The sequence below is a fragment of the Streptomyces sp. NBC_00525 genome, assembly GCF_036346595.1.
Lineage (GTDB): Bacteria > Actinomycetota > Actinomycetes > Streptomycetales > Streptomycetaceae > Streptomyces.
The window spans coordinates 1,714,262-1,735,114 of sequence record NZ_CP107834.1; the positions used below are offsets into that span (position 1 = coordinate 1,714,262).

General features: G+C 71.5%; 20 protein-coding genes. 10 read left to right on the top strand and 10 right to left on the bottom strand.

Translation table 11 applies throughout. The annotated features are described in order from the left end of the window. Window positions 1-61: 61 nt before the first annotated feature. The 5 genes from OG710_RS07625 to OG710_RS07645 all read right to left on the bottom strand — a co-directional run bounded on the left by OG710_RS07625 (window position 62) and on the right by OG710_RS07645 (window position 3,781). Window positions 62-1,189, bottom strand: coding sequence for a DUF475 domain-containing protein (locus tag OG710_RS07625; protein ID WP_330238642.1), 1,128 nt, complete (start codon window positions 1,187-1,189; stop codon window positions 62-64). Window positions 1,190-1,259: 70 nt separating this feature from the next. Next, window positions 1,260-1,835, bottom strand: coding sequence for a TerD family protein (locus OG710_RS07630; RefSeq protein WP_111331987.1), 576 nt, complete (start codon window positions 1,833-1,835; stop codon window positions 1,260-1,262). A gap of 158 nt (window positions 1,836-1,993) precedes the next feature. After that, window positions 1,994-2,569, bottom strand: coding sequence for a TerD family protein (locus OG710_RS07635; RefSeq protein WP_164402590.1), 576 nt, complete (start codon window positions 2,567-2,569; stop codon window positions 1,994-1,996). Between the two features lie 156 nt (window positions 2,570-2,725). Further along, a complete protein-coding gene (locus OG710_RS07640; protein WP_111331985.1) occupies window positions 2,726-3,184 on the bottom strand; it encodes a peroxiredoxin in 459 nt (152 codons plus the stop codon). A 159-nt stretch (window positions 3,185-3,343) separates the two neighbouring features. Further along, window positions 3,344-3,781, bottom strand: a complete 438-nt coding sequence (locus OG710_RS07645; protein ID WP_111331982.1) for a DUF3052 domain-containing protein — start codon at window positions 3,779-3,781, stop codon at window positions 3,344-3,346. A 539-nt stretch (window positions 3,782-4,320) separates the two neighbouring features. Here OG710_RS07645 and aceE point away from each other — a divergent pair. Further along, window positions 4,321-7,062: a pyruvate dehydrogenase (acetyl-transferring), homodimeric type gene (gene aceE / locus OG710_RS07650; protein WP_330238643.1), complete on the top strand. Its 2,742-nt coding sequence runs from the start codon at window positions 4,321-4,323 to the stop codon at window positions 7,060-7,062. A gap of 68 nt (window positions 7,063-7,130) precedes the next feature. Here the strand turns inward: aceE and OG710_RS07655 are convergent, their stop codons facing one another. Continuing rightward, window positions 7,131-7,559 (bottom strand): peptidase inhibitor family I36 protein, encoded by a 429-nt coding sequence (locus OG710_RS07655; protein WP_330238644.1) that lies wholly within the window; start codon window positions 7,557-7,559, stop codon window positions 7,131-7,133. A gap of 224 nt (window positions 7,560-7,783) precedes the next feature. Beyond that, a complete protein-coding gene (locus tag OG710_RS07660; protein WP_111331976.1) occupies window positions 7,784-9,391 on the bottom strand; it encodes an MFS transporter in 1,608 nt (535 codons plus the stop codon). Window positions 9,392-9,508: 117 nt separating this feature from the next. On the opposite strand from OG710_RS07660, the gene OG710_RS07665 reads away from it, so the two are divergent. The 6 genes from OG710_RS07665 (at window position 9,509) to OG710_RS07690 (ending at window position 15,857) form a co-directional block, all read left to right on the top strand. Beyond that, window positions 9,509-10,165: a TetR family transcriptional regulator gene (locus OG710_RS07665; protein ID WP_330238645.1), complete on the top strand. Its 657-nt coding sequence runs from the start codon at window positions 9,509-9,511 to the stop codon at window positions 10,163-10,165. Window positions 10,166-10,327: 162 nt separating this feature from the next. Next, window positions 10,328-11,539 (top strand): alpha/beta hydrolase, encoded by a 1,212-nt coding sequence (locus OG710_RS07670; protein ID WP_330238646.1) that lies wholly within the window; start codon window positions 10,328-10,330, stop codon window positions 11,537-11,539. An 88-nt stretch (window positions 11,540-11,627) separates the two neighbouring features. Then, the gene (locus OG710_RS07675; protein ID WP_330238647.1) at window positions 11,628-12,584 is read left to right on the top strand and encodes a DUF4429 domain-containing protein; all 957 of its coding nucleotides are present in this window, start codon (window positions 11,628-11,630) and stop codon (window positions 12,582-12,584) included. Between the two features lie 14 nt (window positions 12,585-12,598). After that, a complete protein-coding gene (locus tag OG710_RS07680; RefSeq protein WP_330238648.1) occupies window positions 12,599-13,834 on the top strand; it encodes a sensor histidine kinase in 1,236 nt (411 codons plus the stop codon). Next, window positions 13,831-14,514 carry a response regulator transcription factor gene (locus OG710_RS07685; protein ID WP_330238649.1) on the top strand — a complete coding sequence of 228 codons (684 nt, stop codon included), beginning with the start codon at window positions 13,831-13,833 and terminating at the stop codon, window positions 14,512-14,514. Before OG710_RS07680 ends, OG710_RS07685 begins: the two co-directional genes overlap by 4 nt. A 176-nt stretch (window positions 14,515-14,690) precedes the next feature. Further along, window positions 14,691-15,857, top strand: coding sequence for an alpha/beta hydrolase (locus tag OG710_RS07690; RefSeq protein WP_330238650.1), 1,167 nt, complete (start codon window positions 14,691-14,693; stop codon window positions 15,855-15,857). On the opposite strand, the gene OG710_RS07695 is transcribed toward OG710_RS07690, so the two are convergent. Further along, on the bottom strand, window positions 15,818-16,858 hold the full coding sequence (locus tag OG710_RS07695; protein WP_330238651.1) for an aldo/keto reductase: 1,041 nt from the start codon (window positions 16,856-16,858) through the stop codon (window positions 15,818-15,820). The genes OG710_RS07690 and OG710_RS07695 overlap by 40 nt on opposite strands. Next, on the bottom strand, window positions 16,858-17,319 hold the full coding sequence (locus OG710_RS07700; RefSeq protein ID WP_330238652.1) for a MerR family transcriptional regulator: 462 nt from the start codon (window positions 17,317-17,319) through the stop codon (window positions 16,858-16,860). Before OG710_RS07700 ends, OG710_RS07695 begins: the two co-directional genes overlap by 1 nt. Window positions 17,320-17,412: 93 nt before the next feature. Here OG710_RS07700 and OG710_RS07705 point away from each other — a divergent pair, with 93 nt between their 5' ends. Together OG710_RS07705 and OG710_RS07710 are read left to right on the top strand one after the other, a co-directional pair. Beyond that, a complete protein-coding gene (locus OG710_RS07705) occupies window positions 17,413-18,228 on the top strand; it encodes a serine hydrolase domain-containing protein (protein WP_330238653.1) in 816 nt (271 codons plus the stop codon). Between the two features lie 43 nt (window positions 18,229-18,271). Beyond that, window positions 18,272-18,853: a GNAT family N-acetyltransferase gene (locus OG710_RS07710; RefSeq protein ID WP_330238654.1), complete on the top strand. Its 582-nt coding sequence runs from the start codon at window positions 18,272-18,274 to the stop codon at window positions 18,851-18,853. A gap of 9 nt (window positions 18,854-18,862) precedes the next feature. On the opposite strand, the gene OG710_RS07715 is transcribed toward OG710_RS07710, so the two are convergent. After that, window positions 18,863-19,519: a pirin family protein gene (locus OG710_RS07715; protein ID WP_330238655.1), complete on the bottom strand. Its 657-nt coding sequence runs from the start codon at window positions 19,517-19,519 to the stop codon at window positions 18,863-18,865. Between the two features lie 110 nt (window positions 19,520-19,629). On the opposite strand from OG710_RS07715, the gene OG710_RS07720 reads away from it, so the two are divergent. Next, window positions 19,630-20,829 (top strand): PucR family transcriptional regulator, encoded by a 1,200-nt coding sequence (locus OG710_RS07720; protein WP_239223581.1) that lies wholly within the window; start codon window positions 19,630-19,632, stop codon window positions 20,827-20,829. The last annotated feature ends 24 nt before the right edge of the window (window positions 20,830-20,853 follow it).

Genomic DNA, 20,853 nt, shown 5'->3' on the forward strand with positions numbered 1-20,853 from the left:
GTCCCGGAGCCGTTGCCGTACGAGCCGCCCCGCAGAGAGCGTTCCCTCCATACCTACCGGGTCACACCCCGGCGGTCACTTCGGTGCTGCCTTCCTCCGCCTCCAGCGCCTTGTTGCGGCGGACCGAGGACCAGAAGGACCAGGCGATCAGGACGACACCGATCAGACCGGTGATGATCTCGTTGATCTCGTACTGGATGGTGACGAGCAGCAGGACGGCCAGCGCGCCGATCGCGTAGTGCGCGCCGTGCTCCAGGTAGACGTAGTCGTCCAGGGTGCCCTGGCGGACCAGGTAGACCGTGAGCGAACGGACGTACATGGCGCCGACGCCGAGGCCGAGGGCCATGAGCACGATCTCGTTGGTGATGGCGAAGGCGCCGATCACGCCGTCGAACGAGAAGGAGGCGTCGAGCACTTCCAGGTAGAGGAACATGAAGAACGCGGCCTTGCCGGTGAGGGCGATGGCCGAGACCTTCTTGCCGCTGCGCTTGGCCTCTTCCTCCGCCTCGTGCTCGCGCTCCTCCTCCTCTTCGAGTTTGTCCTCGAAGTAGCCGGAGAGCCCGCCGACGATCAGATACGTGATCAGACCCGCGACGCCGGAGAGCAGGACGGTCGCCGCCTTGTCCGCGTGGCCGCCGCCGTGCTGGTGGGCGTGCGTGGCGACGGTCAGGGAGGCGATCAGCAGAACGATCAGCGCGACGCAGACCGACAGCATGTCGACCTTGCCGAGCTTGGCGAGCGGGCGCTCGATCCAGCGCAGCCACTGGATGTCGCGCTCCTCGAAGATGAAGTCGAGGAAGATCATCAGCAGGAACATGCCACCGAAGGCGGCGATCGCCGGGTGGGCGTCCGTGACCAGCTGCTTGTACTGGTCCGGGTCGTTGAACGACAGGTCGATCGCATCGATCGGGTTCAGGCTCGCCGTAACAGCCACGATCACGACGGGGAAGACCAGCCGCATACCGAAGACCGCGATCAGGACGCCGATCGTGAGGAAGATCTTCTGCCAGAAGGCAGACATCTTCTTCAGGATTCCGGCGTTGACCACCGCGTTGTCGAACGACAGCGAGATCTCCAGGACGGACAGGATCGCCACCACACCGAAGGCTTCCCACCCCCCGTAGAAGAATGCGGCCACAAGACCGGCCACGGTGATCGCGAACGACCACCCGAAGGTTTTCAGAAGCACTGGCTACCCCATCATGTATGTAACGGGTCTCCCCCGATGTGCACGGGGCTCCCCCGCGCCGTGCGCGGCTTTACGAAACGTTGACCCCGAAGTCTAGAGCGATGCCGCGCAGCCCCGACGCGTACCCCTGACCAACTGCACGGAACTTCCACTCGCCGTTGTAGCGGTAGAGCTCGCCGAAGATCATCGCGGTTTCCGTCGAGGCGTCCTCGCTGAGGTCGTACCGCGCCAGCTCCTGGCCGTCGGCCTGATTGACGACGCGGATGAACGCGTTGCTGACCTGGCCGAACGTCTGGCCGCGGTTGTCGGCCTCGTGGATCGAGACCGGGAAGACGATCTTGTCGCAGTGGGCCGGCACCTGCGTGAGGTGCACGATGATCGACTCGTCGTCGCCCTCGCCCTCACCCGTGAGGTTGTCACCGGTGTGCTCCACGGAACCGTCGGGGCTCGTGAGGTTGTTGTAGAACACGAACCATTCGTCGCCGAGCACCCGGCCCGACTGGCACAGCAGCGCGCTGGCGTCGAGGTCGAAGTCGGCCCCGGTCGTGGATCGTGCGTCCCAGCCGAGACCGACCAGCACCTGGGTGAGATTGGGTGCGGCCTTGGAGAGGGAGACATTGCCTCCCTTGGCGAGCGTGACGCCCATGGTGTGTCCTCCCCGAGTTTGTGAACCGTCTTTTGTACCGGACGGAGCCGCCGGCCGCACGTGTTCGGCCGGCGGCTCCGTCCGCCCTGCGCGTCCGGCGCCGCACGTGGTGCGGCGCCGGACGGATGCTGATGCCGGGGCCGGGGCCCCAGGGCGACTCAGACGTTGACGCCGAAGTCCTGCGCGATGCCGCGCAGACCGGAGGCGTAGCCCTGGCCGATGGCCCGGAACTTCCACTCCGCGCCGTTGCGGTACAGCTCGCCGAAGACCATGGCGGTTTCGGTCGAGGCGTCCTCGGACAGGTCGTAGCGGGCGAGCTCGCTGTTGTCGGCCTGGTTGACGACGCGGATGTACGCGTTGCGGACCTGGCCGAAGCTCTGCTGGCGGGACTCGGCCTCGTAGATCGAGACCGGGAAGACGATCTTGTCGACGTCGGCCGGCACCGTGGCCAGGTTGACGTTGATGACCTCGTCGTCGCCCTCGCCCTCACCGGTGAGGTTGTCACCGGTGTGCTCGACGGAGCCGTCGGGGCTCTTGAGGTTGTTGAAGAAGACGAAGTTGCCGTCGTTGGCGACCTTGCCCTCGGCGTTCGTCAGCAGAGCACTGGCGTCGAGGTCGAAGTCCCCGCCGGTGGTGGTACGGGCGTCCCAGCCGAGACCCACGATGACCGCGGTCAGGTTGGGCGCGGCCTTGGTCAGCGAGACGTTGCCGCCCTTGCTGAGGCTGACTCCCACGAGTCCTCCCATTGGTTTCTTGGGGGCCGGCCGGTGCCGGCGCCTCCACGTCGTGTTGACATCGGATCAACGAGTGGATCCTAGTGACCGGTTCCCGGCCTCAACAGGCATTCGGGCCTCGGGTCTCCGGTCCGCGGTCCACTCCCGAACCGGTTTTCAGAGCGCGCCGAGCGCCTTGACGTAGTCGTTGAGGTCGCGCGCGTCGGGCAGCCCGTTGACGACCGTCCAGCGCACCACGCCCTCCTTGTCGATGATGAAGGTGCCGCGCACGGCGCAGCCCTTCTCCTCGTCGAAGACGCCGTACGCCCGCGAGGTCTCGCCGTGCGGCCAGAAGTCCGACAGCAGCGGGTACTCCAGGCCCTCCTGCTCGGCGAAGACGCGCAGGGTGTGGATGGAGTCGTTGGAGACGGCGAGCAGCTGCGTGTCGTCGTTCTCGAACGTGGGCAGCTCGTCGCGGAGCGCGCACAGCTCGCCCGTGCAGACGCCGGTGAAGGCGAACGGGTAGAACAGCAGCACCACGTTCTTCTCACCGCGGAAGTCGGAGAGCTTCACGGTCCGGCCGTGGTTGTCCTTCAGCTCGAAATCCGGGGCCTGGGTGCCGACCTCGATCGCCATGGAAACGCGTCCCTTCGCTACTTCACCGGGCTGGGCTGTCCGGGTGACCCCCACCCTACGCAGAGGAGGAAGCCGCCCGTGCGGCACCCGGTAAAGCGGGACGCACGAAGACCCCCGGCCGGCGCGATGCCTGTCGGGGGCCTTCAGTGGTCGGAGCGGTCAGCGCTTGGCCTTGGCCGCTTTGGGCGTGACGAGTCGGCTTCCCGACCAGTCCTTGGCCGCGTTGACGCTCTTGGTCTGGGTGAGACCGGCGGTCTGCGAGGCCTCGTTGATGTCGCTCGGCTCGACGTATCCGTCGCGGCCGGTCTTCGGCGTCATCAGCCAGATCTCGCCGCCCTCGTCGATCAGACCAATGGCATCCACCAGCGCGTCCGTAAGGTCGCCGTCCTCGTCGCGGAACCAGAGCAGGACGACGTCGGCGATGTCGTCGTACTCCTCGTCGACGAGGTCCTGGCCGGTAATGGCCTCAATGCCCTCACGGAGCTCATGCTCGACGTCGTCGTCGTAGCCGATCTCCTGGACCACCTGTCCGGGCTCGAACCCCAGGCGTGTCGCCGGGTTGGTCCGCTCCTCCGCGTGGTCCGCGGTCGCGCTCACGGGTTGCCTCCTGATCATGTTTCGGAAAATGCTTCAGCCACGCGCGTGCGCGGGGCGCTGGCCGTAGTCCACACGGGAGCGGCGGATCGCGCAAGTACCCAGCGTACGAGACCGCCTAAACGGTGACGATTCCTCCCACGTCGCCGTCCTGTCGGCGGTCCTCCACGAGGGCCCGCGTGCTTTCTCCACTCCCTGTGCGACCTACGTCCATGGACAGCTTATGCCGTTTCGCGTCGGCATCCGGAGTCGAGCCGTGTTTGGGAACACTTGGACGCCTTGGGCGTATGGTTACGGTCCGTCCTCGGTCATCCCGACTGTCCCTCCTGTCCCGACACCTTCTGCTGCACCGATACCCACTCGGCGGCGGTCCATCCGCCCCGGCCGGGCCGGGTCCGGAACGCGTGCGCGGTTACCTCTCGGTAGAGATGACGTAAGCGTTCCAGCGGTACACGATGGGGAAGGCGTACACATCGATACGGCCGGGGGCAGGACTCCCGCAGCAGACCCCGAAGCGCAGCACCGAACAGCGAAGGAACAGCGTGGCTTCCGGATCAGATCGCAACCCGATCATCATTGGCGGCCTTCCGAGTCAGGTCCCGGATTTCGATCCCGAAGAGACCCGTGAATGGCTCGACTCCCTCGACGCCGCCGTCGACGAGCGCGGCCGTGAGCGGGCCCGCTATCTCATGCTCCGGCTCATCGAGCGAGCGCGCGAGAAGCGTGTCGCCGTGCCGGAGATGCGCAGCACGGACTACGTGAACACGATCGCCACGAAGGACGAGCCGTTCTTCCCCGGCGACGAGGAGATCGAACGCAAGATCCTCAACGCGACCCGCTGGAACGCGGCCGTGATGGTGTCGCGCGCCCAGCGGCCGGGCATCGGCGTGGGCGGCCACATCGCCACGTTCGCGTCGTCCGCCTCCCTGTACGACGTGGGTTTCAACCACTTCTTCCGCGGCAAGGACGACGGCCGGGGCGGTGACCAGATCTTCTTCCAGGGGCACGCCTCCCCCGGGATCTACGCCCGCGCGTATCTGCTGGACCGGTTGAGCGAGGCGCAGCTCGACGCGTTCCGCCAGGAGAAGTCGAAGGCGCCGAACGGGCTGTCCAGCTACCCGCACCCGCGGATGATGCCGGACTTCTGGGAGTTCCCCACGGTGTCGATGGGGCTCGGCCCGCTCGGCGCGATCTACCAGGCGCGGATGAACCGCTACATGGAGGCGCGCGGCATCGCCGACACGTCGGACTCGCATGTGTGGGCGTACCTGGGCGACGGCGAGATGGACGAGCCGGAGTCGCTGGGCCAGCTGTCGATCGCCGCCCGCGAGGGCCTGGACAACCTGACCTTCGTCGTCAACTGCAACCTCCAGCGCCTCGACGGGCCGGTGCGCGGCAACGGCAAGATCATCCAGGAGCTGGAGTCCCAGTTCCGGGGCGCCGGGTGGAACGTGATCAAGCTGGTCTGGGACCGGTCCTGGGACCCGCTGCTGGCTCAGGACCGCACGGGCATCCTGGTCAACAAGCTGAACACGACGCCGGACGGGCAGTTCCAGACGTATGCGACGGAGACCGGCGCGTACATCCGGGAGCACTTCTTCGGCGACGACCCCCGGCTGCGCGACATGGTCAAGGACATGACCGACCAGCAGATCCTGCACCTGGGGCGCGGGGGCCACGACCACCGCAAGGTGTACGCGGCCTACGCGGCGGCCAAGGCCCACAAGGGCCAGCCCACGGTGATCCTGGCGCAGACGGTCAAGGGCTGGACCCTCGGGCCGAACTTCGAGGGCCGCAACGCGACCCACCAGATGAAGAAGCTCACCGCCGAGGACCTGAAGCGCTTCCGGGACCGGCTGCACATCCCGATCGCGGACAAGGAGCTGGAGGACGGCAACCCGCCGTACTACCACCCCGGCCGCGACACGGAGGAGATCCAGTACATGCACGACCGCCGCAAGGGTCTGGGCGGCTACGTCCCGACCCGTGTGGTGCGTGCGAAGCCCCTGACGCTGCCCGGCGACCAGGCGTACGCGGCGGCGAAGAAGGGCTCGGGGCAGCAGTCGATCGCCACCACGATGGCGTTCGTCCGCATCCTGAAGGACCTCATGCGGGACAAGGAGATCGGCAGGCGCTTCGTGCTGATCGCGCCCGACGAGTACCGCACGTTCGGGATGGACGCCTTCTTCCCGAGCGCGAAGATCTACAACCCGCTCGGGCAGCAGTACGAGTCGGTGGACCGCGATCTGCTGCTCGCGTACAAGGAGTCGCCGACCGGTCAGCTGCTGCACGACGGGATCTCGGAGGCCGGCTGCACGGCCTCGCTGATCGCCGCCGGTTCGGCGTACGCCACGCACGGCGAGCCGCTGATCCCGGTGTACGTCTTCTACTCGATGTTCGGCTTCCAGCGCACCGGCGACCAGTTCTGGCAGATGGCCGACCAGCTCGCCCGCGGCTTCGTACTCGGCGCGACCGCCGGCCGGACGACGCTGACCGGCGAGGGCACCCAGCACGCCGACGGGCACTCGCAGCTGCTGGCCTCGACCAACCCGGCCTGTGTGGCCTACGACCCGGCGTTCGGGTACGAGATCGCGCACATCGTCCGGGACGGGCTGCGCCGGATGTACGGCGGGACGCCCGAGGAGAACGAGGACGTCTTCTACTACCTCACCGTCTACAACGAGCCGATCCAGCACCCGGCGGAGCCGGCCGACGTGGACGTCGAGGGCATCCTCAAGGGCGTCCACCGCTACCGGAGCGGGGAGAAGGGCGAGATCCCGGCCCAGATCCTGGCCTCCGGGGTGGCGGTGCCGTGGGCGGTGGAGGCCCAGCGCATCCTCGCGGACGAGTGGAACGTACGGGCGGACGTCTGGTCGGCGACCTCCTGGAACGAGCTGCGGCGCGAGGCCGTGGACGTGGAGCGGTACAACCTGCTGCACCCGGAGGAGGAGCAGCGCGTCCCGTATGTGACGCGCAAGCTGTCCGGGGCGCAGGGGCCGTTCGTGGCGGTGTCGGACTGGATGCGGTCGGTCCCGGACCAGATCGCCCGCTGGGTGCCCGGCACGTACCAGTCGCTGGGGGCGGACGGCTTCGGCTTCGCGGACACGCGGGGCGCGGCGCGGCGGTTCTTCCACATCGACGCGCAGTCGATCGTGCTCGCGGTGCTCACGGAGCTGGCGAAGGACGGGAAGATCGACCGTTCGGCGCTGAAGACGGCGGTCGACCGCTACGAGCTGCTGGACGTGGCCTCGGCCGATCCGGGGGCCGCGGGCGGAGACGCGTAACGCCGTGTCCGGAGCGGGGCGGCGGTGCCCGGAAGGGTGCCGCCGCCCCGCGGCGCGTCCGGGCCCGTTCAGTTCTCCCACACCTTGAAGGCGCGGACCTGGTACGGGGAGCGGGGCAGCCAGGTGCCGCCGCCCGGATAGGTCTCGAACTCGCCGGTCTCCTGGCACTCGGCGGACTGGTAGGTCGTGACGGGCCGCCCGGTGCGGTTGGCGAGGGACTGGGCGGTGGTGCCGGGTTTCAGCGGCACGCAGCTCTCGATGTCGATGGTGGACAGCTCATGGGTCAGGCGGGCGCCGGTGAAATCCGGTTTCGCCCAGAGGCAGAGCTGCCCACTGGCGCAGTCCCCGAGGCGGACCGGCGCGGCGGCGGGCACGGCGGCCCCGGCGGGCACGGCGGCTGCGGCCGGCGCCGCCGCTCCGGCGGTCGCGGGCGGGAAGAGGGCCGTGGTGATCAGGGCGACGGCGGCCAGGGCGGTCGCGGCAAAGGTCGTACGCATGCGAGATGAACCCCCGTGGTGATGGAACCTGTAACGGGGAGCGTCCACCGGTGTGGATCTCCCGCCATCCACCCTGCGTGATTACGGAGAGTAATCGGAAGGGTTCGGAGCCGGTTTCACCCGTACAGGTGACGGCCCCGCCGGATCGCTCCGGCGGGGCCGTGGTGCGCGCGGGGCCGTGGTGCGCGCGGGGGTGTGGTGCGCGCGGGGGTGTGCCGCGGCCGTCAGATGTGGCCGCCGCCCATGCCCGCCTCCGCGTTCTCGCCGCGCTTGGTCAGCGTGGCGACGAGGGCGGCGATCACCGCGACGATTCCGGCGACCATGAACGCGGTGCTCATGCCGGAGACGAACGTGTCGTGCGCGACGCCCACGATCTTCCCCGCGATCTCCGGCGGGGTCTTCTCGGTGACCGGCGGCATGCCGACCTTGATGGCGGAGGACGCCTGTTCGAGCTGCTCGGGGGTCAGCTGCTGCAGCCCGGCGTCCTTCCAGTTGCCCGGCAGCGCGGAGTCGACACGCGAGGCCATGATCGCGCCGAGCACCGCCGTACCGAGGCTGCCGCCGACCTGCATCGCGGCCTGCTGGAGGCCACCGGCGACGCCGGACAGCTCCATCGGGGCGTTGCCGACGATGACCTCGGTGGCACCGACCATGACCGGGGCGAGGCCGAGGCCGAGCAGGGCGAACCAGATCGACATCGTCAGCGTGCTGGTGCCGACGGTCAGCTGGGACATGCCGAAGCAGGCGACGGCGGTGCAGACCATGCCGCCCACCAGCGGGACGCGCGGGCCGAACTTGGTGATCAGGGCGCCCGCCACCGGCGAGGCGACGATCATCATCGCGGTCAGCGGCAGCAGGTGCAGGCCCGCGTCCACGGCCTTCATGCCGTGCACGTTCTGGAGGTAGAAGGTGACGAAGAACAGGCCGCCCATGAACGCGAAGGCCATCAGCACCATCAGCACCGTGCCGGCGGAGAGCGGGACGGAGCGGAACATGCCCAGCGGGACCAGCGGCTCCCGCACCCGCTGCTCGACCATCGCGAACGCCAGGAACAGGACGGCCGCGCCGACCAGGTAGCCGACCGTCTGGAGGTCGCCCCAGCCCCACTCGGCGCCCTTGATCAGCGCCCAGATCAGGCAGAACATCGCGCCGGACAGCAGGACGATGCCCGCGATATCGAAGGAGCGCGGCGCGTTCTCGGCGCGGTGGTCCTTGAGGATCAGGATGCCGAGCACCAGGGCGATCACGCCGACCGGCACGTTGATGAAGAAGACGGACTGCCAGCTGACGTGCTCGACGAGCACCCCGCCGAGGATCGGGCCGCCCGCGGTCGAGGCGCCGATCACCATGCCCCAGATGCCGATCGCCATGTTCAGCTTCTCGGCCGGGAACGTGGCGCGCAGCAGCCCCAGCGCGGCCGGCATGAGCAGCGCGCCGAAGAGGCCCTGGAGCACCCGGAAGGTGATGACGAGGGCGACGCTGTCGGACAGCCCGATGGCGCCCGAGGCGGCCGCGAAGCCGACGACACCGATGAGGAAGGTCTGGCGGTGACCGAAGCGGTCACCCAGCTTGCCCGCGGTGATCAGGGAGACCGCGAGGGCGAGCATGTAGCCGTTGGTTATCCACTGGACGTCGGCGAGCGAGGCGCCGAGATCCTGCTGGATGGCGGGGTTGGCGATCGCGACGATCGTGCCGTCGAGCGCGACCATCATCACGCCGATGGCCACGGAGAACAGCGTCAGCCAGGGGTGGCCGCGCAGCCCTCCGGCCGGTGCGGGACCGGGGCCCTGTGGGTCCCGCGGAGCCTTTTCGACGGTGGTCTGACTAGTCATACGCGCGAGATTAGTGTCAGCCGCTGACAGTTGACAAACCATTTCACTATTCGGTAACTGTCACGTAGCTCACAGGTAGGCTGAGCTGGACAAAGCAGGGAAAAGAGGACCAGTTCAGTGACCGAAGGGCAGCCGTCCGCGGCCCTCCCGACGGGGCTGCGCGAGCGCAAGAAGCGGCGTACCCGCGACGCGCTGCTCGTCGCCGCCCTCGAACTCTTCACCACCCACGGGTACGAGGAGACCACCGTCGACGAGATCACCGACGCGGTCGAGGTCTCCCAGCGCACCTTCTTCCGCTACTTCGCGGGCAAGGAGGCCGTCGTCTTCGCCGTGCAGGACATGGTGGAGTCGCACTTCCTCTCCGAACTGCGCCAACGGCCCGCCGGCGAGGCTCCGTTCGAGGCCATGCGCCAGGCCGTGCTGTGCGCCTGGAACAATATCGGAGAGGCCGTGGAGTCCATCATCCCGGTCGAACTCCACATGCGGGCCTACCGGATGATCGAGTCGACCCCGTCGCTGCTCGCCGTCCATCTGCACCGCGGCATCCAGCTGGAGAACCGGATCGCCGAACTGATCGCGGGGCGCGAGGGGCTGGACATGGCCGTCGACCCGCGCCCCCGGGTCGCGGTCGCCGCCTTCTCCGGCGTGATGCGGGCGGCCGGCCAACTGTGGGGCCAGGGGCGGGACGCCGGGATGGATTCGCTCCGCACGCTGACCGAGACCTACCTCGACGCGCTCGCCCCGGCCCTCGCCGGGGACTGGCGCGCACCGTAGAGCACGCCCACGTACGAGCACGCCCACGTACAAGCTTCGCCCACGCACGAGCGCCGCCCAGGCACGCAGCGTGAGGCGATCGCCGTGTCATTCCGCACAGTCGGGTGATGTGCGTCACCCCGCTCCCGAACCGGCCCTGTGCGTCTCCTAGGGTGGTCCGGAGTGACTTCCTTCGATTCCTCCCCCACGCTCACCGCCTGGCGCGCGCTGCTCGCCCTGGCGGTCGTCTTCGTGATGCTCGCGACCACCGGCTGGACCGCCGTACGCCATCAGCGTTCCACCGACGGCCGCGCGCTCGCGCTGGCCGCCTGGGCCAAGGGATCGATAGCGGGCCGGCCGCTGCCCGACGCCGCGGCCCCGCCGTACAAGCTGGCGCACTTCTTCGGCACGCTGACCGCCGCGCAGCGCGCCCACCTCGCCGACACCTACCCGCTGGTGGTCGGCAACCTCAACGGCGCCCCGGTCACCACCCGTTACCGGGCGAACCGGCGGGCGATCGTGCGGGCGAGCGCGGTCGAACGCGAGCGCGTCCACGACACCAGGCTCTCCCCCACCGGCCGCGCCCGCGCCCAGCAGCGCCTGGACCGCTTCCGCTCGATGCTCGGCCGGGACCGGCACTTCCTGGCGTTCGACCCGTCCGGGCGCGGGCTGGCCGCCGAGGTCTTCGGCGACCTCGACCGGGCCGGGCGCATCTCGCTCGTCGTGCCCGGCGTGGACACCGGCCTGCTGACCCTGGAACGCACCGGCGCCAAGGTCAACGCCGCGCCCGTCGGCATGGCACGAGCGCTGTACGCCGCCGAGCGCGCCGCGGACCCCGGGGTGCGCACCGCCGTGATCGCCTGGGCCGACTACACCACGCCGGTGGGCATCGGGATGGACGCCGCGACCGGCACCCTGGCCGAACGCGGGGCGGTCCGGCTGGACGCGCTGGTCCGGGCGCTGCCGGGCCCCGCGCCCGTCTCGCTGTTCTGCCACAGCTACGGCTCCGTCCTGTGCGGGGTCGCCGCGAGCAGGCTGCCCGGCCGGGTGGCGGACATCGCGGTGGCCGGCAGCCCCGGCATGCGGGCGGACAACACCGCCGAACTGCACACCCGGGCGCATGTGTGGGCGATGCGCGACAGCGACGACTGGATCGAGGACGTGCCGAACCTGGAGATCGGCGGCCTGGGCCACGGCGCCGACCCGGTGGACCGGGGCTTCGGCGCCCGTGTCGTCTCGGCGGACGGGGCGATCGGCCACAGCGGCTACTTCGTGCCCGGCACCGAGAGCCTCGACAACTTCGCCGCGATCGGCGTGGGCGCGTACACGTCGGTGACCTGCGCGTCCGCCGACAACTCCTGCAACGCCGGGGTGTACGCCGACGCGCCAGCCTGACGCGCGTAGAGAAAACCGCCTCCGATGGCCGGAAGCGGTCGCTTCGGAGAGGGGACGGGGCGGGTAAGTGCCGCATACGATGAGGCCCATGGGTGATGTGCTGGCCGGAATTCATGCCACCTGGGAGTTCGACACCGACTCCGTGCTCATCCGCTACGAACGGGGCATCCGCACGCCGAGACTCCTCCAGAGCCTCCGCGAGCGCCGCATCCCGCACGCGGCGCTGTCGTCGGTGACGCTGACTCCGGGCAGGCGGGGCACCGTGGTGCTGCGCGCCGTGCCGCGCCCCGGCGCCGATCCCCTCCTGGAGGCCGCCGCCGGGCAGTTGAAGGACGGCTGCGACCCCTACCGGCTGGTCCTGCCCGCCGCCCGCGAGACCCTCGCGGAGTACTACGCGGACGAGCTGCGGGCCTGTCTCGGCGGGGACGCGGCCCGGCCCGCCGACCGCTTCCTGGTCGCCGCCCCCGAGGCCCCGATGCAGTTCAAGGCGTACGACGGCCGGGCGGGCTTCGACGGCGAGCGGATCTCCTTCCGCTGGTTCTGGACAGGCGCGTCCTCCGAGAAGTGGAAGGCCGGCGACCAGACGTTTCCGGTCACGGACCTGTGCGGGGTCGAGTGGCGCTCGCCGGAGGGCTTCGAGGGCTATCTGCGACTGCTGCCCAAGGCCTCCGACCCGCTGGGGCCCGCGTCCGGCGGGCTCACCGGGCCCGCGTCCGGCGGCGGGCCGCGGTCCGGCACGGCGACGGGCGTACAGCCGGTGATACCCCGGCCCGCGCGGGCCGACCAGGACCCCGCCGCGGTGATCTTCGGGCTCGGCTACGGCCCCGTCCACGAGTCGCTGCCCTTCGCGGCGGCCGTCCTGGAGTCCGTACGCAGGAAGCAGTCCGGGCCCCCGGTCACCGCGCCCCACACCACCGCCGCCGCCCGGCGCGACCCGGCGGACATCGCGGAGCGCATCCATCACCTCGGTGAGCTGCACCGGGCCGGCCTGGTGACCGACGAGGAGTTCAGCGCGAAGAAGGCGCAGCTCCTCGCCGAGCTGTAGCGGCCGTCCCGCCCATGACCGAGCCGATACCGGGCCCCGCGCCCGTGCGCGCCGCCGGCCCCGCCCGGTACCTGCCGTTCGCCGCCGCCGTCGCCCTGACCGTGCTCATCCTGCCGGTCACCCTCGTCAACCTCCGCGACCAGTACGGCATGTCCGGCGGCGGCGCGGCCGTGCTCGCCGCGGTGCAGGCGGTGCCGCTGCTGATGCTGGCGCACCGGCCGCTGCGTGCCTGGTGGATCGTCTTCCCGGCCGATGTGGTGGGCGCGCTGGCCATCCTGGTGCGGCCGGCCCAGGAGTACGACGTGTGGCCGTGGCCGCCCGCGCCGCTCGTCGCCTACCTCTTCCTGCTGCTCGCGCTGGCCCTGCGCGAGCCCCGGCGCACCCTCGTCGGAGTCTGGCTGGCGACCGGCGCGGCGGGCCTGGTCCTCCATCTGGTCCGCCCGGACCGCAGCAACGGCAGCGGGCTGATCCTGCCCGTGTGCGGGGCCGTGGTGCTGGTGATCGGCGCGGCGGTACGGGAGCGGCGCGTCGCCCAGCGCCGGCTCGCCGAGCAGGAGACCGTCAGCGAGGCGGAACGCGCCCGGCGCACGCTGCTGGAGGAGCGGGCGAGGATCGCCCGCGAGCTGCACGACGTGGTCGCCCACCACATGTCCGTGATCACCGTCCAGGCGGACTCCGCGCCCTACCGGCTGCCGGATCTGCCCGAGTCGGCGCGCGAGGAGTTCGGGACGATCGCGGCGAGCGCGCGGGAGTCGCTGGCCGAGATGCGGCGGCTGCTCGTGGTGCTGCGCGGGGACGGCGCGGAGGGCGAACGGGCCCCGCAGCCGGGGATCGGCCGCTTGCAGCAGCTGGTCGAGTCGACGGTGCGAGCGGGGCTGCCGGCCGAACTGTCACTGGCCGCCGACCTGGGTGACGTACCGCCGGCCGTCGACCTGTCCGCGTACCGGATCGTGCAGGAGGCGCTGGCCAACGTGGTGCGGCACGCGCCGGGCGCCCGCACCCGGGTCACGGTCTCGTCGGACGGGGAGCAGGTGACGGTGCTGGTCGTCAACGAGCCGCCCGGGCAGCCGGTTTCGCCGCTGGAGACGGCGGGAACGGGGCACGGTCTGATCGGGATGCGCGAGCGCGTACGGTTGACCGGCGGCACGCTGGACACCGGGCCGCTGCCGGACGGGGGGTTCCGGGTCGCCGCGCGGCTGCCGCTTTCCCCGTCCGCGCCCGCCGACACCCCCGGTCCGGAGGAAAAGTGACCATCCGTGTGATCGTCGTCGACGACCAGGCCATGGTGCGGGCGGGGTTCGCCGCCCTGCTGTCGGCGCAGGCGGACATCGACGTGGTCGGGGAGGCGCCGGACGGGCGCCAGGGGGTCGAGGTCAGCCGCCGGGTGCATCCGGACGTGGTCCTGATGGACGTCCGGATGCCCGAGATGGACGGCCTCGCGGCGGCCCGCGAGCTGCTGGACCCGCCGCCGGGCGTGATCCATGTGCCGCGCGTGCTGATGCTGACCACGTTCGACGTGGACGACTACGTGTACGAGGCGCTGCGCGCCGGGGCGTCGGGCTTCCTGCTGAAGGACGCGCCCCCGGCGGATCTGATCGCGGCGGTACGGGTGGTGGCGGCGGGCGACGCACTGCTCGCGCCGTCCGTGACGCGCCGTCTGATCGCGGACTTCGCCCGGCAGCAGCCGTCACCGGCCGCCCGCAACGGCGCCGCGCTGCGGCTCAACGGACTGACCCCGCGTGAGACGGAGGTCCTGGAGCTGATCGCGCGCGGTCTGTCGAACCAGGAGATCGCGGGGCGGCTGGTGCTCGCCGAACAGACCGTCAAAACGCACATCGGGCGGGTCCTGGCGAAGCTGTCCCTGCGGGACCGGGCGCAGGCGGTGATCTTCGCGTACGAGGCGGGGCTCGTCGTCCCCGGCGGCGCCTGACCGGAGTCCGGGACAGTCCGGGGCGGCCCCGGACCGCCCACCCCCTACCCCGGTATGACCCGGTGGTTGGCTCCCCGGTGTGACGCCCGCGCGGCCGTCGTCCTCCTACCTTCCTCCCGTCGCGCCGCACGGCGTGCGGGGACCGGCGGTGGGGCCGGAGGGGGAGGGCGGGGCGGATGCGGCGTTATGCGAGGACCCTGGTCGCGGTCGCGCTGGCGACCACCGTGGTGTCGGGCACGGCGGGCTGGGTGTCGGGCAACGCCCAGCAGGCCGTCACAGGCCCGCCGCCCGGTACAGCGTCCTGGCGGGCCGACCACCTGCTGGGGCGCGAACTGCCCGACCCGGAACGGGACGCTCCGGCCGCGGTGGCCCGGTTCTTCGCGGGGCTGACGGATGCGCAGCGGCAGGCGCTGGCCGTCCGGCATCCGCTCGTCGTCGGCAATCTGGACGGGGCGCCCGTCGAACTGCGCTACCGGGCCAACGCCCTTGCCCTGACGGCCTCGCCGGACCCGGTCTTCGCCCGCCTCGCGAAAGACCCGGACCGCCGCTTCCTGGCGTTCGACCCGCGCGGCCGGGGCCAGGTGGCGGAGGTGTTCGGCGACCTGGCGACGGCGCGGCGGGTGTCCGTCGTCGTACCGGGCTCCGACATCGACGCCGGCACCTTCGACCGGACGACCGACGTGTACGGCACCCCGGCCGGCATGGCCCGGTCGCTGTACGCGCGCACCGGGCCGGGCACCGCCGTGATCGCCTGGGCCGGGTACACCACCCCGGTGGGCCTGGGGCTCGACGCCGCGCGCGGCACCCTGGCGGAGGCGGGCGCCGACCGGCTGGCCCGGTTCACGGACGGGCTCGCGGCGGCCGGGGTGCCGGTCACCGCAGTGTTCTGCCACAGCTACGGTTCGGTCGTCTGCGGTCTGGCCGCGCCCCGGCTGTGCGTCGCCGACCTGGTCGTCCTCGGCTCGCCCGGGATGCGCGCGGACGACGTGGCCGATCTGCGGACCGGGGCGCGGGTGTGGGCGGCGAAGGACCCCGGCGACTGGATCGGCAAGGTGCCGCACGTCGAGTTCGCCGGCCTCGGCCACGGCGCCGACCCCGCGTCACCGTCCTTCGGCGCCTGCCGCGTCCCCGCCGAGGACGCCGAGGGGCACACCGGCTACTTCGCGCCGGGCACGAAGTCGCTGCGCGCGTTCGCCGCGATCGCACGGGGCGCGTACGAGCAGGACGCGTACGACCGGGGCACGTACGAGCAGGGCACGTACGAGCAGGGCACGTACGACCCGGCCGGCTGCCCCGCCCTGCGCTACTCGCGGGCGAGCGCGGTCAGGCTCATGTCCGGGTAGCGGTCGCCGGCGACCCGGCCGGCGATCGGTTCGAGGAGGGCCAGTTCGTCGTCGGTGAGCGTGATGCGGGTGGCGGCCGCGTTCTCCCGGAGGCGGTGGCTCCTGCGGGTGCCGGGGATCGGGACGACGGCGATGCCGTGGACCCGGGCGCGCTGCTGGACCCAGGCGAGCGCGATCTGTCCCGCGGTCGCGCCGTGCGCGGCGGCGATCGTGCGGACCGGTTCCAGGAGGGCCGCGTTGGCCTTCGCGTTCTCGCCGGTCATCCGGGGCTGCGAGGCGCGGAAGTCGCCCTGCGACAGCTCCTTGCCCGCGTCCGCGAAGGACCCGGTGAGGAAGCCCCGGCCCAGCGGCGAGTACGGCACGACCGTGACGCCCAGGTCGGCGGCGGCGGCCACCGCGCTGCGCTCCACGTCGCGGCTGAAGAGGGACCACTCGGACTGGAGGGCCGCGATGGGGTGCACGGCGTACGCCTCGCGCAGTTCGGCTCCGGTGACCTCGCTGAGCCCGAGCTGCCTGACCTTGCCCTCCTTCACCAGCTCGGCCATGGCGCCGACGGACTCGGCGAACGGGACGGCCGGGTCGTGGCGGTGCATGTAGTAGAGGTCGATGACCTCGGTGTCGAGCCGGCGCAGGCTGGCCTCGACGGCCGTGCGGATGTAGGCGGCGTGGTTGTTGACGCCCCGGTAGTCCGGGTCGGCCTCGCGCCGCTCGATGCCGAACTTGGTGGCGAGGGTGATCTCGTCGCGGTGCGCCCCGACGAACGGCGCGAGGAAGGTCTCGTTGGCGCCGCTGCCGTAGATGTCGGCGGTGTCGAAGAGGGTGACGCCCACCTCCAGCGCCGTTTCCAGCGTCTCGCGGGCCGAAACCTCGTCGGTGTCGCCGTAGAACTCGCTGATGCCCATGCAGCCGAGGCCCTGGACCCCGACCTGCGGGCCGCCCCTGCCGAGCTCCGCGGTGGCGATCCTGCCGTCCGTCGTGTTGTCCGTCCTGTCGTCCGTCATCAGGCACCGGTTCCTTCCGGCGCCCGCCGGGCGCCCGCGTAGAAGTCGATCTTGTAGTCCAGTACGGCCAGGGTGTCCTGGAGCTCCGCGATCCGCGTCCGCACGTCGCGGCGGGTCGCCTCCAGCAGTTCCTGGCGTTCCTCGAAGGTGTGGTCGCCCTCGCGTATCAGCTCCGCGTAGCGGACCATGTGGGCGACCGGCATGCCGGTCAGCCGCAGCTTGGTGACGAAGGCGAGCCAGTCCAGGTCGCGGTTGCTGAAACGGCGCTGGCCGGTGTGCGAACGGTCCACGTGGGGCATGAGGCCGATCCGCTCGTACCAGCGCAGCGTGTGCGCGGTCAGGCCGGTGAACGCCGACACCTCGCTGATCGTGTACCGGTCCTGCCCGTCGGGCCGCGGGTGCGCCGAGGGGCCGGAGGCGCAGAGGTCGGTCCGTGTCGAAGTGGTCTCCATCACCGTCATGCCCTCCACGCTATGACGTTGGAGTGCACTCCAAGCAAGCACCGACGGGTGCGGGTTTCCGGCGACCGGGATCAGGAATCTACTCTCGTACGCATGCAGAGCCTGGCGATGATCGAGAACTGGCCCGTCCCCCACGCGGCGGCGGCCGTCGTACGAGCGGACGGCACGGTCGCCGGTACGCACGGCCCGACCGCGCACCGCTTCCCCCTCGCTTCCGTCACCAAACCGATCGCCGCCTACGCGGCGCTGGTGGCGTACGAGGAGGGCGCCGTGGAACTGGACGAGCCGGCGGGCCCGGAGGGCTCGACCGTACGCCACCTCCTCGCCCACACCAGCGGCCTCGCCTTCGACGAGCACCGGGTGATGGCCCCGCCCGGCAACCGGCGCCTGTACTCCAACGCCGGTTTCGAGGTCCTGGGCGACCACATCGCCGAGGCCACCGGCATCCCGTTCCCGGAATACGTGCGCCAGGCGGTCCTCGAACCCCTCGGGATGACCGCCACCACGGTGGACGGCTCCCCCGCCAGGGACGGCGTCTCCACGGTCGACGATCTGGCACGCTTCGCGGCCGAGGTGCAGGCGCCCCGACTGCTCGACCCGCGCACAGTGCTCGCCGCGCAGACCGTCGTCCACCCCGGCCTCAAGGGCGTCCTGCCCGGCTACGGCCACCAGAACCCCAACGACTGGGGCCTCGGCTTCGAGATCCGCGACTCCAAGTCCCCACACTGGACCGGGGCCGCCTCCTCCCCCGCGACCTTCGGGCACTTCGGCCAGTCCGGCACCTTCCTCTGGATCGACCCGGCGGCGGGCGCGGCCTGCGTCGCTCTCACCGACCGGGCCTTCGGCCCGTGGGCGGCCGAGGTGTGGCCCGCGTTCACGGACGCGGTGCTGGCGGAACTGGGCCGGTAGCGGGCGTTCCCAGGGCGCCCGGCCGCCGCTACGCTGCCCGGCCATGACCGACGCCCCCGTCCGCGCCACCGCGTCCGACGCCCCCGCGCTCGCGGGCGTCCTGGCCAGTGCGTACGCCGAGGACCCGGTGTGGTCCTGGCTGATGCCGCACGACCGGGACCGCCGGCTGCGGCTGCTGTTCACCGCGCACCTGGCCCAGCAGATCCCGGCGGGCCGGGTGTGGACGGACCGGGACCGCACGGTGGCGGCGGTGTGGGCGGAGCCCGGCGCGTGGAAGCTGCCGGTGTCCTACCTGCTGCGCAACGCGGGCACGCTGCTGCGCGCGGGGCGGGGGCAGCTGCCGCGTACGGCGCTGCGGTTGCTCGCCCTGGAGCACCGCCATCCGGTCCGGCCGGAGCACTGGTACGTGGAGTACATCGGCACTCACGCCGACGCGCGCGGCACCGGGCGCGGCTCGCTGGTCCTCGGCGGGCTGCTGGAGCGGGCGGACGCGGACGGGCGGCCGGTGTTCCTGGAGTCGAGCAACAGCCGCAACCTCACGTTCTACCGGCGCCACGGCTTCGAGGTCCACGAGGAGATGACGTTTCGCGCGGGGCCGCCGATGTGGTCGATGTGGCGGCGGTGAACCGTCCGGTCAGGCCGGGAGCTCCCAGACCAGGACCTCCGCCGGGTCCACCGCGCACAGTTCGAGGCCGCTCCCGCCGGTGACGCGTGCCGCGTCCCCCGCCGTCAGCTCCTCCCCGCCGACGCGCACCGTGCCGCGTACGACGTGGAGGTACGCCCTGGGCGCGTCGGGCACGGGCGTGCGCCCGCCCCGGTCGAGCCGCCGCACATGGAGCACGGCCCCGGCCGCCGGGAGCCTGTACGGGGTGGCGTCGGTCATGCCGGGCACGGTCGTGTACGCGGGCTCGCCGCCGGCCTCCAGGGGGGCCAGCCACATCTGGAGGAACGTCAGCGGGCGGTCGCCGTCGTTGCGTTCGACGTGGCGGACCCCGGAGGCGGCGCTGAGGTGCTGGAGGTCGCCGGCCCGGACGACCGTGGCGTGCCCGGCGGTGTCGCGGTGGGTCAGCTCGCCCTCGACGACCCAGGTGACGATCTCCGTATGGCTGTGCGGGTGTTCCTCGAAGCCCGCGCCGGGCGCGAGGCGCTCCTCGTTGCAGGCGAGGACCGGGCCGAAGCGGAGGTTGTCGGGGTCGTAGAAGGTGCCGAAGGAGAACGAGTGCCGGGACGCGATGCCGGCCGCCTCGTCCCCGCCCTCGAACCGGTCGCCCGCGCGGTGTACGGATATCACGCGTCCACGGTAGCCCGGCCGGGCCCTCGGGACCCCCGGCGGGCGCCCGGCCGGCCCGCCACCGGCCCCGGCCCTCCGCACGTGCGTCCCGATAAGGCAGTCTTGTCTCCGTGCCCCGACCCGATCCTGAGCAGCCCGCTGCGAACGACGCCCATCTCCACGCCGCGACCCTGAAGCGGCTGGAGCAGTCCTCCGGCCGGCTGGCCGCCAACGCGATCGCCCGCATGGACGAGTCGCTGCCGTGGTACCGGGCGATGCCCCCGGAGAACCGGTCCTGGATCGGCCTGGTCGCCCAGGCCGGTATCGCCGCGTTCACCGAGTGGTTCCGGCACCCGGAGACCCCGCAGGCGATCTCCACCGATGTCTTCGGGACGGCGCCGCGCGAGCTGACGCGGGCCATCACGCTGCGGCAGACCGTCGAGATGGTGCGGACGACGATCGAGGTCATGGAGGCCGCGATCGACGAGGTGGCCGCGCCCGGCGACGAGTCCGCGCTGCGGGAGGCGCTGCTCGTCTACGCCCGCGAGATCGCCTTCGCGACCGCCCAGGTGTACGCGCAGGCCGCCGAGGCGCGGGGCGCCTGGGACGCCCGGCTGGAGTCGCTCGTGGTGAACGCGGTGCTCTCCGGCGAGGCCGACGAGGGCGCCGTCTCGCGGGCCGCCGCGCTCGGCTGGAACTCGCCGGAGCACGTCTGCGTCCTGCTCGGCACCGCCCCGGACGGGGACAGCGAGCTGACCGTGGAGGCGATCCGGCGCGCCGCCCGGCACGCCAAGCTCCAGGTCCTGACCGGCGTGCTCGGCAACCGGCTGGTCGTCATCGCGGGCGGCAGCGACAACCCCCTCCAGGTCGCGAAGGCCCTGATCGGGCCGTACGCGGCGGGCCCGGTGGTGGCCGGTCCGGTGGTGGCGGACCTGCTGGCCGCGACCCGGTCCGCGCAGGCCGCGGCGGCCGGACTGAAGGCGTGCGGGGCGTGGCAGGACGCGCCGCGGCCGGTGCTCGCGGACGATCTGCTGCCGGAGCGCGCGATGGCGGGCGACCCCGCCGCGCGGGAGCAGTTGGTGGAGGAGATCTACAGACCGCTGGAGGAGGCGGGCTCCGCTCTCCTGGAGACGCTGAGTGTGTATCTGGAGCAGGCGAGCAGCCTGGAGGGTGCGGCCCGGATGCTGTTCGTGCATCCCAACACCGTGCGCTACCGGCTCCGACGTGTGACAGACGTCACCGGCTGGTCACCTTCCGATGTCCGTTCGGCGTTCACTCTGCGAATCGCCCTCATCCTGGGGCGCCTGGCCGACCGGGATACGCAGTCCTAGACTTTTGTCGGACATCAACAATTC

Bases quoted from the DNA above. Each gene is read 5' to 3' on its own strand.
- OG710_RS07700 (WP_330238652.1), bottom strand. From the start codon at position 17,319: ATGACGGTGATGGAGACCACTTCGACACGGACCGACCTCTGCGCCTCC.
- OG710_RS07675 (WP_330238647.1), top strand. From the start codon at position 11,628: ATGGGTGATGTGCTGGCCGGAATTCATGCCACCTGGGAGTTCGACACC.
- OG710_RS07660 (WP_111331976.1), bottom strand. From the start codon at position 9,391: ATGACTAGTCAGACCACCGTCGAAAAGGCTCCGCGGGACCCACAGGGC.
- OG710_RS07640 (WP_111331985.1), bottom strand. From the start codon at position 3,184: ATGGCGATCGAGGTCGGCACCCAGGCCCCGGATTTCGAGCTGAAGGAC.
- OG710_RS07690 (WP_330238650.1), top strand. From the start codon at position 14,691: ATGCGGCGTTATGCGAGGACCCTGGTCGCGGTCGCGCTGGCGACCACC.
- OG710_RS07705 (WP_330238653.1), top strand. From the start codon at position 17,413: ATGCAGAGCCTGGCGATGATCGAGAACTGGCCCGTCCCCCACGCGGCG.
- OG710_RS07680 (WP_330238648.1), top strand. From the start codon at position 12,599: ATGACCGAGCCGATACCGGGCCCCGCGCCCGTGCGCGCCGCCGGCCCC.
- OG710_RS07655 (WP_330238644.1), bottom strand. From the start codon at position 7,559: ATGCGTACGACCTTTGCCGCGACCGCCCTGGCCGCCGTCGCCCTGATC.
- OG710_RS07630 (WP_111331987.1), bottom strand. From the start codon at position 1,835: ATGGGCGTCACGCTCGCCAAGGGAGGCAATGTCTCCCTCTCCAAGGCC.
- OG710_RS07710 (WP_330238654.1), top strand. From the start codon at position 18,272: ATGACCGACGCCCCCGTCCGCGCCACCGCGTCCGACGCCCCCGCGCTC.
- OG710_RS07695 (WP_330238651.1), bottom strand. From the start codon at position 16,858: ATGACGGACGACAGGACGGACAACACGACGGACGGCAGGATCGCCACC.